The 17,169-nt window shown below is 48.6% G+C and carries 15 protein-coding genes; 12 read left to right on the top strand and 3 right to left on the bottom strand.

Annotated features, from left to right (window positions below):
• The first annotated feature begins 140 nt into the window (after positions 1-140).
• Together ACTO17_RS00565 and ACTO17_RS00560 are read left to right on the top strand one after the other, a co-directional pair.
• Positions 141-854 carry an IMP cyclohydrolase gene (locus ACTO17_RS00565; RefSeq protein WP_172538457.1) on the top strand — a complete coding sequence of 238 codons (714 nt, stop codon included), beginning with the start codon at positions 141-143 and terminating at the stop codon, positions 852-854.
• 61 nt (positions 855-915) lie between these two features.
• Positions 916-2,094 carry a phosphoribosylaminoimidazolecarboxamide formyltransferase gene (locus tag ACTO17_RS00560; RefSeq protein WP_172538458.1) on the top strand — a complete coding sequence of 393 codons (1,179 nt, stop codon included), beginning with the start codon at positions 916-918 and terminating at the stop codon, positions 2,092-2,094.
• 162 nt (positions 2,095-2,256) lie between these two features.
• Here the strand turns inward: ACTO17_RS00560 and ACTO17_RS00555 are convergent, their stop codons facing one another.
• Both ACTO17_RS00555 and ACTO17_RS00550 read right to left on the bottom strand, forming a co-directional pair.
• Positions 2,257-3,564 (bottom strand): tRNA(Met) cytidine acetate ligase, encoded by a 1,308-nt coding sequence (locus ACTO17_RS00555; protein WP_482556497.1) that lies wholly within the window; start codon positions 3,562-3,564, stop codon positions 2,257-2,259.
• On the bottom strand, positions 3,561-4,946 hold the full coding sequence (locus tag ACTO17_RS00550) for an MATE family efflux transporter (RefSeq protein ID WP_482556496.1): 1,386 nt from the start codon (positions 4,944-4,946) through the stop codon (positions 3,561-3,563). Before ACTO17_RS00550 ends, ACTO17_RS00555 begins: the two co-directional genes overlap by 4 nt.
• A 185-nt stretch (positions 4,947-5,131) precedes the next feature.
• Here ACTO17_RS00550 and ACTO17_RS00545 point away from each other — a divergent pair, with 185 nt between their 5' ends.
• From ACTO17_RS00545 to ilvA, 10 genes are all read left to right on the top strand, one after another.
• A complete protein-coding gene (locus tag ACTO17_RS00545; RefSeq protein WP_482556495.1) occupies positions 5,132-6,322 on the top strand; it encodes an acetate/propionate family kinase in 1,191 nt (396 codons plus the stop codon).
• A gap of 67 nt (positions 6,323-6,389) precedes the next feature.
• Positions 6,390-6,911 carry a YceD family protein gene (locus tag ACTO17_RS00540; protein WP_482556494.1) on the top strand — a complete coding sequence of 174 codons (522 nt, stop codon included), beginning with the start codon at positions 6,390-6,392 and terminating at the stop codon, positions 6,909-6,911.
• Positions 6,912-6,913: 2 nt separating this feature from the next.
• The gene (gene rpmF, locus ACTO17_RS00535) at positions 6,914-7,093 is read left to right on the top strand and encodes a 50S ribosomal protein L32 (protein WP_172538463.1); all 180 of its coding nucleotides are present in this window, start codon (positions 6,914-6,916) and stop codon (positions 7,091-7,093) included.
• Between the two features lie 182 nt (positions 7,094-7,275).
• Positions 7,276-7,938, top strand: a complete 663-nt coding sequence (locus ACTO17_RS00530) for a YesL family protein (protein WP_482556493.1) — start codon at positions 7,276-7,278, stop codon at positions 7,936-7,938.
• Between the two features lie 120 nt (positions 7,939-8,058).
• The gene (plsX, locus tag ACTO17_RS00525) at positions 8,059-9,069 is read left to right on the top strand and encodes a phosphate acyltransferase PlsX (protein WP_482556545.1); all 1,011 of its coding nucleotides are present in this window, start codon (positions 8,059-8,061) and stop codon (positions 9,067-9,069) included.
• A gap of 12 nt (positions 9,070-9,081) precedes the next feature.
• A complete protein-coding gene (acpP, locus tag ACTO17_RS00520) occupies positions 9,082-9,312 on the top strand; it encodes an acyl carrier protein (protein ID WP_135987546.1) in 231 nt (76 codons plus the stop codon).
• Between the two features lie 125 nt (positions 9,313-9,437).
• A complete protein-coding gene (gene rnc, locus ACTO17_RS00515; protein ID WP_482556492.1) occupies positions 9,438-10,154 on the top strand; it encodes a ribonuclease III in 717 nt (238 codons plus the stop codon).
• Between the two features lie 14 nt (positions 10,155-10,168).
• Positions 10,169-13,729, top strand: coding sequence for a chromosome segregation protein SMC (smc, locus tag ACTO17_RS00510; protein WP_482556491.1), 3,561 nt, complete (start codon positions 10,169-10,171; stop codon positions 13,727-13,729).
• Between the two features lie 62 nt (positions 13,730-13,791).
• Positions 13,792-14,751 carry a signal recognition particle-docking protein FtsY gene (gene ftsY / locus ACTO17_RS00505; protein WP_172537657.1) on the top strand — a complete coding sequence of 320 codons (960 nt, stop codon included), beginning with the start codon at positions 13,792-13,794 and terminating at the stop codon, positions 14,749-14,751.
• Position 14,752: 1 nt separating this feature from the next.
• On the top strand, positions 14,753-15,964 hold the full coding sequence (gene ilvA / locus ACTO17_RS00500; protein ID WP_482556490.1) for a threonine ammonia-lyase: 1,212 nt from the start codon (positions 14,753-14,755) through the stop codon (positions 15,962-15,964).
• 74 nt (positions 15,965-16,038) lie between these two features.
• Here the strand turns inward: ilvA and ACTO17_RS00495 are convergent, their stop codons facing one another.
• Entirely contained in the window at positions 16,039-17,166 is a 1,128-nt protein-coding gene (locus ACTO17_RS00495) for an anaerobic sulfatase maturase (protein ID WP_482556489.1), read from the bottom strand.
• Positions 17,167-17,169 lie beyond the last annotated feature (3 nt).

Raw genomic sequence — 17,169 nt, 5'->3', positions numbered from 1 at the left:
TGTAATGGGAAAAACTACATGGTAGAATGGGCATAGGCCATCACAGGAATTGCAGAAAGCCGGAGATGATGCTGGCGCTGCCCTGAATATGGCACAATCGCAGCAATCAAAGACAGCAAGCATAAGGAGGAGACCAAGGAGTGAATAAGTTATCGTTGGAAACAGAGTTAAAGGGTAATTCTTATCCGGGAAGGGGAATTGTAATCGGCAAGTCAAAAGACGGCAGGTATGCAGTAACTGCTTATTTTATTATGGGAAGAAGTGAGAACAGCAGAAACCGTATTTTTGTGGAAGATGGAGAAGGCATCCGCACACAGGCATTTGACCCGTCCAAATTAAGCGATCCCAGCCTGATTATTTATGCGCCGGTGAGAGTGCTTGGCAACAAGACAATTGTGACAAACGGAGATCAGACCGATACGATCTATGAATTGATGGACAAGCAGCAGACCTTTGAGCAGTCACTGCGCACCAGGGAATTTGAGCCGGACGCTCCCAACTATACCCCGCGGATTTCCGGCATTATGCATGTGGAGCACGGCAGCTACAATTATGCAATGTCTATTTTAAAGAGCAATCATGGGAATCCTGATTCCTGTAACCGGTATACGTTTGCCTATGAGAATCCTGCAGCCGGGGAAGGCCGTTTTATCCATACTTATATGGGAGACGGAAATCCATTGCCCAGTTTTGAGGGAGAGCCGAAACTGGTGGAGCTGGACGGAGAACTTCATGAGTTTGCCCGGAACATCTGGGACAGCCTGAACGAAGAGAATAAAGTTTCTCTTTTTGTCAGATATATTGAAATTGAAACAGGAAAGTATGAATCTGTTATTATCAATAAGAATAAATAAATACCTTTGCGTCGGGGAATCGGGCGTATGATAGTGAAAAAGTACAGATATGGAGGAAATTATGCAGGAATTAGAATTAAAATATGGGTGCAATCCCAACCAGAAGCCATCCAGAATCTACATGGAGAACGGAGAACTTCCCATTAAGGTGTTAAACGGCAAGCCGGGATATATTAATTTTCTGGACGCTTTCAATGGATGGCAGTTGGTAAAAGAATTAAAGAAAGCGACAGGGCTTGCGGCGGCAACTTCTTTTAAACACGTTTCCCCTGCCGGCGCAGCAGTGGGGCTGCCCTTAACAGAGGTGGAGAAGAAGATTTACTGGGTAGATGATTTGGATATGGAGTTTACGCCCCTTGCCAATGCTTACGCAAGAGCCAGAGGCGCAGATCGCATGTCGTCTTTCGGAGATTTTATTTCCCTGTCGGATGTCTGCGATAAGGCCACGGCTTTGATTATCAAGCGGGAAGTTTCTGATGGAGTGATTGCGCCGGGATATGAGCCGGAAGCATTGGAGATTTTAAAGGCAAAGAAGAAGGGCAATTACAATGTGATTGAGATCGATCCGGATTACATGCCCAATCCTCTGGAGCGGAAGGAAGTGTTCGGCATTACCTTTGAACAGGGCAGAAACGAGCTGAAAATTGACAATGATTTCTTTGGAAATGTGGTGACGGAAAACAAAGAGATTCCGGAATCTGCCAAAATTGATTTGGCAATCGCCATGATTACGCTGAAATATACCCAGTCCAATTCTGTATGTTATGCCAAAGGCGGACAGGCCATCGGCATTGGGGCAGGACAGCAGTCCAGAATCCACTGTACCCGTCTTGCCGGACAGAAAGCGGACAACTGGTTTCTGCGTCAGTCCCCCAAGGTGCTGGGATTGGAGTTTGTAGACGGCATCGGCCGGGCAGACCGAGATAATTCCATTGATTTGTATATCGGAGAAGATTATATGGATGTTCTGGCAGAGGGCGCCTGGGAGAAGATTTTCAAGGTGAAGCCGGAAGTGTTTACCAGAGAAGAAAAGCGGGAATGGCTGGATCAGATGAACGGAGTTTCCCTTGGTTCCGATGCATTTTTCCCATTCGGCGATAATATTGAGCGGGCGCATAAAAGCGGCGTTTCCTATGTGGCGGAACCGGGCGGTTCCATCCGTGACGACCATGTGATTGAGACCTGCAATAAATATAATATGGCGATGTGCTTTACGGGGATTCGGTTGTTTCATCATTAGTGCTGCGGCGAACGATTATATTTGGATACGGACGGAACTGCCGGAATGCTGCCCAGTTTGCGTGAGGAAGGATGCCCCTGTAGTTCCGTCCGTATGAAATAAATAGACAAGAGTAAAAACATCAGACATTTGAAGCATTGGAACAGATTTAAGCAAAAGCCTCTACAGCAAAATCAAAGGCTGTCTGAAATCCTTCGGCAGGCTGTTATCCCCTTTAGCAGCCAGGCCGATGCGGTACAGATCAGCAGCGGCCAGATCCAGGGAAAGAAGGCGCTGCAGGGAAGCAGCCTGCGTCCCGGGACGGTCAGTGGTATGCTCGGTAAGAGGAAGGCCGTTTGACCGTGAAGGGGAGCTTTCATCTTTCCATAAAGAAGCGGGATTTGTCACAAAGGGCAGATTTCCGCTTTTTTTGACGGCGGACAGCAAAGGGGCGGATTTTTTGCGAAAGCCCAGCACCCGCAGGCAGGCGGGCTTTGGAACAGCCTGGTAATCCTCCTGATAAATATTCAGTATCACATGCAGACATACCCGGCTGAGACGGGTATAGGTAAAGTTTTTACACTTCAAACGGCTGCAGAAGCTGTTCCAGGAAAGGAAACTGCCGGATTCCTGTTTCATGCGCCTTGCCAGATCCGGGGAGCTGTCTGCATAGCGGGAAAGCTGCTCCGGGGATTCTGTAAGCAGCTTGTAGTGAAGCAGCGGGGAGAAATCATTTTCCTGTAAAAAGGGATGAGGATATTCTTTTAAAATATCCAGAGCTGCTTTGGGCATGGAAAGCTCCACAGAGGATGGAAGCAGGCGATTCGTTTCTAAGAGCTGGGCCCGCAGGGCTGAGGCAGAAGAAAATACCTGTCCCGGCGCAGTATCGTGATAGGATTGTCCCCGGCGCAGCAGAGGGCAGGGAATGATCCGGGATTGACAGCGGGATAAAGCTTTCAGGTATTCCACAGCCAGAATATTGTTTGGGGAATCCAGAATGGAGGCGGATGGGGGAAAATGGGCCGGATTCTGTACTGAAAAACAGGAGTTTAACGCCCGGGCCCGTGCAGCGGGAAAGGACAGCCCCTTTTTCAGTTCCTGCTGCAAGGCATCCCGGAAGGGTTCCGGTTCCCGGCAGAGGATATCCGCAGTTTCCTTTAGAGAAGAAAAATCTTCCGTTTCCGTTCCAAATCCCAGATGCGTGACTACGCCGCAGCTCTCCAGTAAGGCAACGCCGCCTGCTGCAAAATATTCTGCGCTGGCACAGGCATAGAGCGCAGGCAGCTCTAGTACCAGGTCTGCGCCGCAGCTTAAAGCCATCCGGGCGCGGCTGTATTTTTCCATCAGGGCGGGGGCCCCCCGCTGAACAAAATTTCCGCTCATGGCAATGATGACAAAATCTGCGTCCGTTTCTTTTTTCAGGGTTTCTATCTGATAAGCATGTCCCTGGTGGAACGGGTTGTATTCTGCAATAATTCCAAGTACATTCATGTAAGCTTCCTTTCTTCTTGGCCGAACGTTTTTTCAAGCTGGCGAAACAGCCGGAACAGAACGATGACGGCGGCGGCGGCCAGGATCAGTTCGGCCGTTAACTGCGCATAGGCAAGCCCGTACAGGGGGAAGAAGTAATTCAGCACAAACAATGCCGGGATTTCCAGGATAATCTTGCGGAGTATGGCAAAAAGAAAGGATTTTTTTCCCATGCCGCAGGCCTGAAATACGCCCACTGCCAGAAAGTCCATGCACAGAAAAGGCGTTCCCATGCACAGGCCCCGCAAAAATCTGGAGCCGTAGGCAATAATCGCAGGGTTTTTCATAAATAGTGAGGTGAGAGGCCCAGCGCCCAGAAAATAACCGGCGGATACCAGTATCATGAAAGAAAGGGTGATTTTCACAGTAAAAGTCAGTGTGTCTTTCATGCGTTTGATATTTCCGCTGGCATAATTGTAGCTGATCAGGGGCATAATGCCTTGAGAAAATCCCAGTGCAATGTTCAGAGGCACCATATTGATTTTCTGTACGATTCCCATGGCCGCCACTGCGTCTGCGCCGTAAGAGGAAGTGAAATTATTCAGGACAGTCATGCCCGTCACATTTAAAAGGTTCTGGATGGAGGCGGGAATTCCCACGGCAAATATTCCGGCGACGATCATTTTCTGGAAGCCGAAATGGGTTGGGCGGATGGAAACATAAGTCTGTCCCCGTTTTACAAACAGCAGAAGGAAAAAATAGCCGCAGGCGGTGCAGTTGGACAGAAAAGTGGCAAGCCCCGCGCCGGCTGCTCCCATATTCAGTCCCTGAGGGAGAATAAATATGGGGTCAAGAATCATATTCAAAAGGCATCCGCTCATGGTGCCGATACTGGCATGGAGGGAAGAGCCTTCCGCCCGCACCAGATAGGCCAGAACCACATTCAGGATAGACGGCGCCGCGCCGAAGTTTACCGTCCATTTCAGATATTCCCCGGTGGCTGCGGCAGTCTGGCTGTCTGCGCCCAGCATGGTCAGCATGGGGGTCTGAAACAGGGTGCAGAGGGCAGAAAACAGGATGCCGCTTATCAGCGCAAAATAGAAACCGAAGGCAGAACTGCGGTATACCGTGTCGTAATCTTTTCTCCCAAGCCCCCGGCTCATCATACTGGAGGCGCCGATTCCGAACAGATTGTTGACTGCGTTAAAAGCCAGAAGCGCCGGAGCTGCCAGAGTAACGGCCGCATTCTGGATGGGATCATTTAAAATACCTACGAAATAAGTGTCTGCAAGGTTATAAATTACCATAACCAGAGAGCTGATGATGGTAGGGACAGCAAGGGTCATCACCGCTTTTGGAATAGGTGTCTGTTCAAATAACTGTGTTTTTTCTTTATTTTCCATAAATGACAGTTTCCTTTCGTTTTTGAGGCGGGTTTTTCATTCCTCATTCATACTATGGTACAGGATTTTGCTTCTGTTTACAAGGATTAACTGGAAAAAAGCCCCTTGTATCATAATTTGGATTGGTTTATAATGGAATTGTACATGTTATAAATCTAATAATGGAAGAGAATAGGAGAAGAAAAATGAATGTATTAGTAATTAATTGCGGAAGTTCTTCCCTGAAATATCAGGTCATCAATTCTGATTCTGAGGAAGTGTTGGCAAAAGGACTGTGCGAGAGAATCGGCCTGGACGGAAGGCTTGTGTATCAGAAGGCCGGCTGTGACAAGGAAATTACAGATGCGGACATGCCCACCCACAAACAGGCCATTCAGATGGTATTGGATGCGCTGGTAAATCCGAACACCGGAGCCTTAAAGAGTCTTGAGGAAATCGGCGCAGTGGGCCACAGGCTGGTGCACGGCGGAGAGAAATTCGCATGCTCCACAGTATTAAACGAGGAAGTGCTGAAGGTTGTGGAGGAATGCAGCGATCTGGCTCCTTTGCATAATCCGGCTAATTTAATCGGAGTTCGGGCCTGCCAGGAATTGATGCCGGGCGTGCCGATGGTAGGCGTATTTGACACCGCATTCCATCAGACCATGCCGGAGAAAGCATACCTCTACGGCATTGACTATGATTATTATGAGAAATATAAAGTGAGAAAATACGGGTTCCACGGAACTTCCCACAGTTATGTGTCCAAACGCGCGGCGGAGCTTCTTGGAAAGCCCTATGAAGAGCTGAAAACCATTGTCTGCCATCTTGGAAACGGCGCTTCCATCTGCGCGGTGAAAAACGGAGAATCTGTGGACACTTCCATGGGACTGACTCCCCTGGAAGGACTGATTATGGGAACACGTTCCGGCGATATTGATCCGGGGGCCATGGAATATCTGGCAAAGAAAGAAAATCTGGATCTGGAAGGCATTATGGCTATCTTAAATAAGAAATCCGGCGTACAGGGATTGTCCCACATTTCCAGTGATTTCCGGGATCTGGAAGCAGCTGCTGAAAAAGATGACAAAGGCGGAATCCGCGCATTGGAGACTTATATTTACCGTGTGGCAAAATATGTGGGCTCCTATGTGGCGGCCATGAACGGCGTGGATGTGATCTGCTTTACGGCAGGAGTTGGAGAAAACGGGCCGGATACCAGAAAGGGCGTCTGTGATTACCTGGGATATCTGGGGCTGAAACTGGACGATGCGGCCAACCAGGTAAGAGGGGAAGAGAAGATTATTTCCACTCCGGATTCCAAAGTCACCGTGCTCTGTCTGCCTACCAATGAAGAACTGGCAATTGCCCGGGAGACCGTGGAACTGACAAAATAATAAAAGAAATGATTGACAAACCATCTTCTGGCAGTTATAATATACCAAGTGTGGATAGGAGACTGTCATGAGAGTAGAATTAGCGGACATAATTTCCTGTGAGAATAAGGAAATGTCACAGCAGGTAGAAATTGAATTATCGTCCTTTGATTCCAGACTGGGACAATTTCCCATTCGGACGAAACAGCCCTTTGCAATGAAGTTTGCCAATGAGGACGGGAAGCGACTGTTGATTCAGGGGGAAACAGAAGTTGCAATCGGAATTCCATGTGACCGCTGTCTGGAGGAAGTGAGCCGGACATTTTTCATTGAGGTGGACAAGGAGATTGACCTTACCGGAAGCAATGAAGAGCTGAGCATGGAGAATCTGAGCTATATGTCAGGAACAAGTCTGGATGTAGATCAACTTATTTTTGGAGAAATTTTGGTGAGTTGGCCAATGAAGGTTCTGTGCAGAGAGGATTGCAAAGGCATCTGCAAACGGTGCGGAATGAATCTGAATCAGGCAGAATGTCAGTGCCAGAAAACGGAACCTGATCCAAGAATGGCAGCAATCCAGGATATTTTTAACAAATTTAAGGAGGTGTGACCATGTCAATATGTCCAAAAAATAAATCTTCCAAAGGCAGAAGAGACAGAAGAAGAGCAAACTGGAAAATGACTGCTCCGACTTTGGTAAAATGCAGCAAATGCGGCGAATTAATGATGCCTCACAGAGTATGCAAGAACTGCGGAAGCTATAACAAAAAAGAAATTATCCCTCAGGATTAATCCGGGGTGCAAAAAGGGCCTTTCCAATAATGGGAGGGCTCTTTTGTTATGATTTATTCCTAACCTGTAACACTCTTTTTCGCAGAAGGAAAATTTTATTTCCGCAGACATTGACATTTCAAAGGAAATAGGTAAGAATAGGTGATAGAACTAAAATACCAAAAGAGAGAGGAAATTACATTATGAAGCTTTTTAATCCGGACAGCGGCATTATGAGATCATTGTCCAAGTTTACGGACTGCATCTGTCTGAGCCTGCTGTTTTTTGTAAGTTGTATTCCCATTGTCACCATAGGAACGGCCTCCACAGCATTGTACTATACGGTGCATAAGGTGCTCCGTCATGACAGGGGGTATATGTTCCGGGATTACGTGACCTCTTTTAAGGAGAATTTTAAACAGACTGTGCCGGTGTGGATAGCGGCTCTGGCTGTGGGGATTGTGATGTGGCTGGATTTGCAGATTGCGAATTTTTATGCGGCTTCTGCCGCCTATTTTTCCGCCCTTTCCGCAGTTAGTTTTCTGGGGCTTGTCATCTGGTTTGCCTGGGTTTCATACCTGTTTCCTTATATGGCGCGTTTTGAGAACACCAGGAGACGTTCCATGAAGAACGCAATTTTGATGGTAATTGCCCATCTGCCCATGACCGCGCTGATGCTGGTGGTTGCTGCGGCCATAGGATTTGCGGTTTATCTTTTGCCCTATATGATTTTTATTATTCCTTCCGTTTACGCCTGGCTTCAGAGCTATATACTGGAGCGGATTTTCCGCAGATATATGAGCGAAGAGGACCGGGAAGCGGAGGATGCCAAATACAAAGCGGACGATGATATGGCAGAACGTTGATTTTTAGGTTGATTTCTCCGGATACTTATAGTATATTCTTAGGTGGGTATTCGATAAACAGGAAATTTTTAACAGACGTTGCCTGTTTGCGAGCCATAAGGAGGAATTTTCATGCAGGAAATGATAAAAGTAGCAGTCGACGCCATGGGCGGAGATTACGCGCCCGCCGAAATGGTAAAAGGGGCAATCAATGCTGTTACGCTGCGGCGGGACATTATGGTATATCTGATTGGCCGCCAGGATGTGGTAAAAGAAGAACTGGCGAAACATTCCTACAACGGGAACCAGATTGAGGTGATTCACGCCGAAGAGGTAATTGAAACCGCAGAACCTCCAGTGATGGCAATTCGAAAGAAAAAACAGTCATCCATCGTGGTGGGATTGAACATGGTGAAGGAGAAGAAGGCAGACGCTTTTGTGTCGGCAGGAAGCTCCGGGGCCATACTGGTAGGCGGACAAGTTATCGTCGGAAGGATTAAGGGTGTGGAACGCCCGCCGCTGGCGCCGCTGATTCCCACAGAACAGGGAGTGTCTTTACTGATTGACTGCGGCGCAAATGTAGACGCCAGACCTTCGCATCTGGTCCAGTTTGCGAAGATGGGCTCCATTTACATGGAAAACGTGTTGGGCGTTAAGAAGCCGAAGGTGGCGATTGTCAATATTGGTGCAGAGGAAGAAAAAGGAAATGCACTGGTAAAAGAAACATTTCCTCTGCTGAAAAACTGCCCGGACATCAATTTTACAGGCAGCATTGAAGCGAGAGAGATTCCCCATGGAGAAGCAGACGTGATTGTGTGCGAGGCATTTACCGGCAATGTTATTTTGAAGCTTTGCGAGGGATTAAGCGGGACGCTGATCCATGTGATAAAGCAGGGCATGATGTCGAGTCTCCGAAGCAAGATTGGCGCGCTGCTTGTGAAGCCATCTTTGAAAAAGACCCTGAAAGCCTTTGATGCGACAGAATACGGCGGTGCGCCGCTGTTAGGGCTGAATGGTCTGGTAGTCAAGACTCACGGAAGCGCAAAGGCGAAGGAAGTGACCAATTCCATTATCCAGTGCGTTACGTTCAGTGAGCAGGAAATTAATGAGAAAATCAGAAAGAATATTGGAACATCTCCCATGGAGGAGTAGAAAGGAACGAGCATGGAGTTTGAAAAATTAAAAAAAATCATTGCAGAAGTATTAAACGTTGATGTGGATGAAATTACAATGGATACTACATTTGTAGATGACCTGGGGGCGGATTCTCTGGATATTTTCCAGATTATCATGGGACTTGAAGAAGAATTTGACATTGAAATAGCCAACGAGGAAGCAGAGAAGATTGTAACGGTAGCAGATGCAGTAGAGCAGATTAAGAATGCAACAAACTGATGGACGAGCCGTACAGTGAGCATAAAGATTGATTGCCTGTGTGCAGCAGGCAATGTCAGATGACAACCACTTTCACATTTTGCGGGAAGTGGTTGCATTTGATTAGAGTAATCGGAGGTTTTAAGATGAAATTGCAGAAAGAATTGGAAGGAAAATTAGGGTATCAGTTTCAAAACAGCAGATTGCTGACCCAGGCCCTGACCCACAGCTCTTATGTGAATGAGCACCATATGAGCCGGCTGGCAGATTACGAGCGGCTGGAATTTCTGGGGGATGCGGTGCTTGAGATTGTGACCAGTGAGTTTTTGTTTCACAGATATCCCAAAAACCCGGAGGGGGAGCTGACCAGAATGCGGGCAAGCATTGTCTGTGAGCCTACGCTGGCCTTCTGCACCAGAGAACTGGAGCTGGGCAGATACCTTCTGTTGGGAAAGGGGGAAGCCCAGACCGGAGGAAGGGAGCGGAAATCAGTATTGTCCGATGTGCTGGAGGCGCTGATTGGGGCAATTTATTTGGATGGTGGTTTTGCTAGTGCAAAAGAGTTTGTACATCGTTTTGTGTTGAACGATATCGAGCACAAGCAGCTCTTTTATGATAGCAAGACTATCCTGCAGGAAGTGGTGCAGGCTAATTTCGGGGAAGGGCTGAGCTATTGCCTTCTGGCAGAAGAAGGGCCGGATCACGATAAAAAGTTTATTGTGGAAGCGAGAATAGACGAAGAACCCTGGGGAACAGGCTGCGGAAGAACGAAAAAGAGCGCGGAGCAGGAGGCGGCCTACGAAACGCTGCTTATGCTTAAGAAGCGCAAAAACATTAAGATTCCCCGCAGTTTGGCACAGTAGCGTCGGAGGGACAGATGTATCTAAAAAGTATAGAAGTTCATGGATTCAAGTCATTTGCCAATAAGATCCTGTTTGAATTCCACAATGGAATTACCGGAATCGTGGGGCCTAACGGAAGCGGAAAAAGCAATGTGGCAGACGCAGTGCGCTGGGTTTTGGGAGAACAGCGGGTGAAACAGCTTCGGGGCGCCAGTATGCAGGACGTTATTTTTTCCGGCACTGAGAACCGCAGGCCTTTAAGCTACGCTTATGTGGCAATTACGCTGGACAACGGAGACCGGCAGTTAAACGTGGATTACAACGAAGTGACAGTGGCAAGACGTGTCTACCGTTCCGGGGAAAGTGAATATCTGATTAATGGGACGACCTGCCGCCTGAAGGATGTATATGAGTTATTCTATGATACGGGAATTGGAAAAGAAGGATATTCCATCATCGGCCAGGGCCAGATTGAGCGGATCTTAAGCGGCAAGCCGGAAGAGCGGCGGGAGTTGTTTGATGAAGCGGCGGGAATTGTCAAATTCAAACGGCGAAAGGCCACCGCCCAGAAAAAATTAGAAGATGAACGCCAGAACCTTCTGCGCGTCAGCGACATTCTTGCCGAGCTGGAGAAGCAGGTGGGGCCTTTGGAGAAACAGGCGGAAAAAGCCAGGCATTACCTGAAAAAGAGGGAAGAGCTGAAAGAGTATGATGTGAACATGTTCCTGATGGATATGGAACGTATCCAGGAGGATTTGAAATCTTTAGGGGAGAAAACAGAAATTGTCGAAGGGGAGCTGCAGGAGTCTAACCGTTCCTATGCAAATATCCGGGCGGAGTATGCTCAGATGGAGCAGGACATGCAGCAGACAGACGACAGGCTTGCGGCGCTTCGGGAAAAGCTGGGAAACCATACGGTGCAGAAGGGAAAACTGGAAGGCCAGATTAACGTGCTGAACGAACAGATTCACGGAGCCAGACAGAGTGAAGAGCATTTTAAGGCCAGACAGCAGGCCATTGAAAAAGATCGCCGGGAACGGTTGGAGCAGAGAGCGTCCTGCCAGAAGGAAAAACGGCAGCTTGACGATCAGACAAAGTCCCTGGAGGAACAGAAAAGCCAGGTGATGGCCAAATATCAGGAGATCCAGGAGGAAATTGCCCGCTGCACCAGGAAAATTGAAGATGGAAAAACGGAAATTATTGAACTTCTGAATAATAAAGCCTCCATCAAAGCCAGACAGCAGCGTTATGATACCATGCAGGAGCAGATTAATATCCGCAAAGCTGAGATGAATAAACGGCTGTTGGAACAAAAAAGCGAGGAAGAAGAACTGCAGTCCATGTTGGAGGAATATGGGCAAAGCTATCAAAAGGCCAGAGAAACCTGTCAGAACTTGGAGTCAGAACTGCAGAAATCAGAAGAAAAGAACCGGGAATGGCAGGCAAAACGGGCGGAGACGTTAGAACGGATGGAGCAGGACAATGCCCGTTACCACAGAGAAAAATCCCGCCTGGAGTCTTTGATTAATATTGCGGAGCGCTATGACGGCTACGGCAATTCCATCCGCCGTGTGATGGAGCGGAAAGAATCAGAGCCGGGATTGCTGGGAGTTGTGGCTGATTTGATTCAGGTGGACAGGCAGTATGAAATTGCCATTGAAACAGCTCTGGGGGGAAGCCTCCAGAATATTGTCACCGATGATGAGAATACCGCCAAGAAAATGATTGGCTATCTGAAACAGAACCGGTTTGGGCGGGCTACTTTTCTGCCCTTAACCAGTGTGGGCAAGCGGCCGGTTTCCGTCAATCAGGCTGCCTTAAAGGAGCCCGGCGTCATTGGAATCGGAAGCGAGCTGGTGCGGGCGGACCGCCGGTTTGCGGGACTGAAAACATATCTTTTAGGCAGAACCTATGTGGTGGATACCATTGACCATGCTGTTTTACTGGCCAGGAAATACCAGTACAGCCTGCGGATTGTCACCCTGGAGGGAGAATCCTTAAGCCCCGGCGGTTCCATGACAGGCGGAGCTTTTAAAAATACCAGCAATCTGTTGGGAAGAAAACGGGAAATTGAAGATCTGCAGCGGGAAACGGAGAAGTTAGAGCATACGCTGGCCGGGCACAAAAGCCGGCTGGAGGATATCAGTACGGCAAGAGAGCTGCTGAAGGAAGAGATCCGTCAGAAAGAAGAAAATTTGAAGCAGGCAATGCTGAAGCAGAATACAGAAGAAATGAATCTGGAACGGATCAGAGAGCAGAAAGCGGAAAATGACAGCCGTTTTATCTCCCTGCAGCTGGAAAGCAGAGAGATGGAACGTCAGTTGTCAGAAATCAATGAAAGCCGGGAGCAGATTCGGGAGGAGCTTCAGGCCGCCGGCAAAAGAGAGAGGGAAATTGAAGAAGAAACCGGAGAGTACCGGCAGATTTTGGAGCGGCAGCATAAATTTGCCCAGGAGAGCCAGAATGACGTTTCCCGGGTGCAGCTAGAGGAGGCCAACCTGCAGCAGAAAGCAGAGTTCCTGAAGGAGAATCTCTCCCGTATTGCATCGGAAATCCGTAAGCTGGAAGAGGATTTGCGGGAGGCAGATCAGGAAAGGGGCCAGTCACAGACTGATATTTGCCAAAAAGAGCGGGAAATTGAAGAGCTTGCAAAGGCCATGGAGGATTCGGAAATCAACCGCCGGAAACTGGAAGAAGAAATGGTCCGGGGACAGAAGGCCAGAGAAGAGATGTCTGTGAAATACAAAGGCTTTTTCCAGAAGCAGGAGGAGCTTTCCAAACGCATCCATGATCTGGATAAAGAAATGTACCGGTTGGGCAGCCAGAAAGAGAAGCTGAATGAATCGGCGGAACATCAGAACAGCTATATGTGGGAAGAATATGAACTGACCTTCCACAACGCCATGGCGCTGCGAAGGGAAGAACTGAACAATCCGGGAGAGATGAAAAAGAGGATCGCCCAGATCAAAGACGAGATCCGCAAGCTTGGAGATGTGAATGTCAACGCCATTGAGGATTACCGGAATCTGTCAGAACGGTATGTGTTTATGAAAACCCAGCATGATGATCTGGTGGAAGCAGAAAAAACGCTGCTGGATATTATTGAGGAACTGGATACTGGCATGCGCCGGCAGTTTATGGAGAAGTTCGCCCAGATACAGAAGGAATTTGACAAAGTATTCAAGGAGCTGTTCGGCGGCGGAAAGGGAACTTTGGAACTGGTGGAGGATGAGGACATTTTGGAATGCGGCATCCGTATTATTGCGCAGCCTCCCGGCAAGAAGCTGCAGAATATGATGCAGCTTTCCGGCGGGGAGAAATCCCTGACGGCCATTTCCCTGCTGTTTGCCATCCAGAATCTGAAGCCTTCGCCCTTTTGTCTGCTGGACGAGATAGAGGCGGCTCTGGATGATTCCAACGTGGGGCGGTTTGCCAGGTATCTGCATAAGCTGACCAGTCATACCCAGTTTATTGTAATTACCCACAGACGTGGAACCATGGCGGCGGCAGACCGGCTGTATGGAATTACCATGCAGGAGAAGGGCGTGTCCACTTTGGTGTCCGTCAATCTGATTGAAGAAGATCTGAGCGCGTAACATGCGGGATATTTAACGCCGGAGTAATATCCATTACGGAGAGCAGGAAGGAGAGAACAGAAATGGGAAGTGAAGAGAAAGAAAAGAAAGGGTTTTTTAAACGTCTGGTACAGGGATTAACCAAGACCAGAGATAATATTGTGTCCGGGATAGATTCTATTTTCAGCGGATTTTCCAGTATTGACGATGAATTTTACGAAGAGATTGAGGAAATTCTCATTATGGGCGATCTGGGCGTCCATGCCACAGAGGAAATCATTGAAAATCTCAAAGTGAAGGTAAAGGAGCAGCATATCAAAGAGCCTGCCCAGTGTAAGGAATTGTTGATTTCCAGTATCCAGGAGCAGATGGATGTGGGAGAGACGGCTTACCGGTTTGAAAATGAGAAATCTGTGGTACTGGTCATCGGCGTTAACGGCGTGGGCAAAACCACTTCCGTGGGAAAACTGGCCGGCAAGTTAAAGGCCCAGGGCAAACGCGTGGTGCTTGCGGCGGCAGATACGTTCCGGGCGGCTGCCGGAGAACAGCTCAGCGAATGGGCCAACCGGGCCGGGGTGGAAATGATCGGCGGCCAGGAGGGCGCAGATCCCGGAGCAGTGGTCTATGACGCCGTGGCGGCGGCAAGGGCCAGAAATGCAGACGTACTGCTGTGCGACACTGCCGGGCGTCTCCACAACAAGAAAAATCTGATGGAAGAGTTAAAGAAAATCCATCGGATTCTGGAAAAGGAATACCCGGAGGCTTTTCGGGAAACTCTGGTGGTGCTGGATGGAACCACAGGCCAGAATGCCCTTTCCCAGGCCAGGCAGTTTTCAGAGGTGGCGGACATTTCGGGAATTATCCTCACCAAGATGGACGGGACGGCCAGAGGCGGCATTGCAGTGGCCATTCAGTCAGAACTGGGCATTCCGGTGAAATATATCGGAGTGGGAGAAACCATCGACGATCTGCAGAAATTTGATTCCGGACAATTTGTAAAAGCGCTGTTTGACACAGGCGATAAAACCGAGGAGGAAGAGTAAAATGTTGACTCTGGAGAGATTTGAAGAAGCCAGTAAAATTGTAAGAGAGGTAACTTTGGAAACAAAGCTGATATACAGTGACTTCCTTAGCGAGCAGACCGGGAACAAGGTTTATCTGAAGCCGGAAAATATGCAGTTTACCGGAGCTTACAAGGTCCGGGGAGCCTATTACAAAATGAGCACCCTGACGGAAGAAGAAAGGGAAAAAGGACTGATCACCGCCTCTGCCGGCAACCATGCCCAGGGGGTGGCTTATGCGGCAAAGTGCTACGGGGTGAAGGCAACCATTGTGATGCCTACCACCACGCCGCTGATTAAGGTGAACCGGACCAAGGGATACGGCGCAGAGGTGATTCTCTATGGGGATGTGTACGACGAATCCTGCCAGAAAGCCTATGAACTTGCTGAGGAGCATGGATATACCTTTATCCATCCCTTTGACGATCTTGCGGTGGCCACCGGACAGGGAACCATTGCCATGGAGATTTTCAAGGAGCTGCCTCTGGTGGAATATATTCTGGTGCCCATCGGAGGCGGAGGGCTGGCAGCGGGAATTTCTGTGCTTGCCAAGCTGCTGAATCCTAAAATCAAAGTAATCGGCGTGGAGCCTGCCGGAGCAAACTGCATGCAGGAGTCCATCAAGGCCGGAAAAGTGATCACGCTGCCCGGAGTAAGCACCATTGCGGACGGCACCGCGGTGAAAACGCCGGGAGAGCAGATTTTCCCCTATATCCGGGAAAACCTGGACGAGATTATCACGGTGGAGGATGATGAACTGGTGGCGGCGTTTCTGGACATGGTGGAAAATCACAAAATGGTTGTGGAGAATTCCGGCCTGCTGACCGTTGCGGCCATGCGCCACCTGAATGTGGAGAATAAGCGGGTAGTTGCGATTTTAAGCGGCGGAAATATGGATGTGATTACCATGTCCTCGGTGGTGCAGCAGGGATTGATTTTCCGGGATCGGATTTTCACGGTGTCGGTTCTTTTGCCGGATAAGCCGGGAGAATTGAGCAAGGTTGCGGACGCCATTGCCAGAGAACAGGGAAATGTCATCAAACTGGAGCATAACCAGTTTGTTTCCACCAACCGGAACGCAGCGGTGGAGCTTAGGATTACCATGGAGGCTTTCGGCACAGAGCATAAGGAACAGATTCTGGAAGCGCTGGAGCAGAAAGGATATCAGCCGAAGCCGGTAAGGACAAGCCTGTAACGACGGCGCCCTGCAAATTCCGGTAGTTCTGTCCGTATCCAAATATAAAACGTTCGCTGTAGGATTAGTGTTTCTTATATTTTTGAGGGCGAAAGAGAGTTGGCAGCTTCGGTAAGCCCATCAAGACAGGCATCAAAAAACATGCGGTAGCTTTGGCAGAAGTAATTTTGGTATGTCTTTGTTTCCGGGTTCCAGTCCCGGTTACGCTGGCATCCGCCTTTGCACAGAGAATAATATGTACAGAGCTTACAGCTTTGGTCCAGAAGAAGAGAACGCTCCAAAAAGGAGATTTCTCTTCTTTTTGCGTCGATTTCATCTAATCGGCGCTCATTGAAATTTCCCAGGCGGTATTCGTCCGTCATATAAAAATCGCAGGGATATACGCTGCCATCTGCCTCCACTGCATACTGGATACTGCATGTGCCGCGCTGATCGCAGGATTCCGGGAACTGTCCAAGCAAAATGGCTATATAATTTTCAAATTGGCGGATGTAGGGCTGCCGGTTCTTTTTCCAGTCTTTATACCACAAGCGGAACAGTTCGGTAAGGAACTGTCCATAGCTTTCCGGAGGTATGGAATAACTGTTTTGTCCATGAGGTTCCTTTAAAGGGTCCAGGCAGGCGATATACTGCTGGAAATTCCATTTCTGCCGTTTGTAAAAAGCATAGATTTCCTGGATATTTTGGGACACTGTCTGATTGACAACGGTGAGAATGTTGAACTCCACATGGTGCGTTTCCAGCAATGCAATGGATTTGCATATGCGGTCAAAGGTGGGGGCATTGTCTTTTCTGCTGTGGCGGCAGGCGTCGTGGGTTTTTTGGATTCCATCCAGAGAAATTCCGGTCAGAAAGCGGTTTTCCCTGAGGAACCGGCACCAGGTTTCGTCCATGGAAAGTCCGTTGGTCTGCAGGGAATTATATACCTGAACACCCTTTTTATTATATTGTTTTTGGTAGAACAGGACTTTTTCAAAAAAATCCAGTCCCCGCAGGGTTGGTTCCCCTCCCTGGAAGGTGTAGCAGGCCGTACCCTCGGCCCGCAGCATAGTTTTCCGAATCACATTTTTTAAAGTTGCCTCGCTCATGAACCCGTAGGATTTCTGAGTACGCTTTTGAGTCTCGTCACAGTAAAAACAATAATCGCACGTCATGTTGCACATGCCGGAAGATGGTTTGATCAATACGCTGATGGGCGGCATAAT

The sequence above is a fragment of the Petralouisia sp. genome (assembly GCF_056822245.1).
Note: the sequence above shows the minus strand (reverse complement) of the source record. Positions and strands in the feature narration are given on the sequence as shown.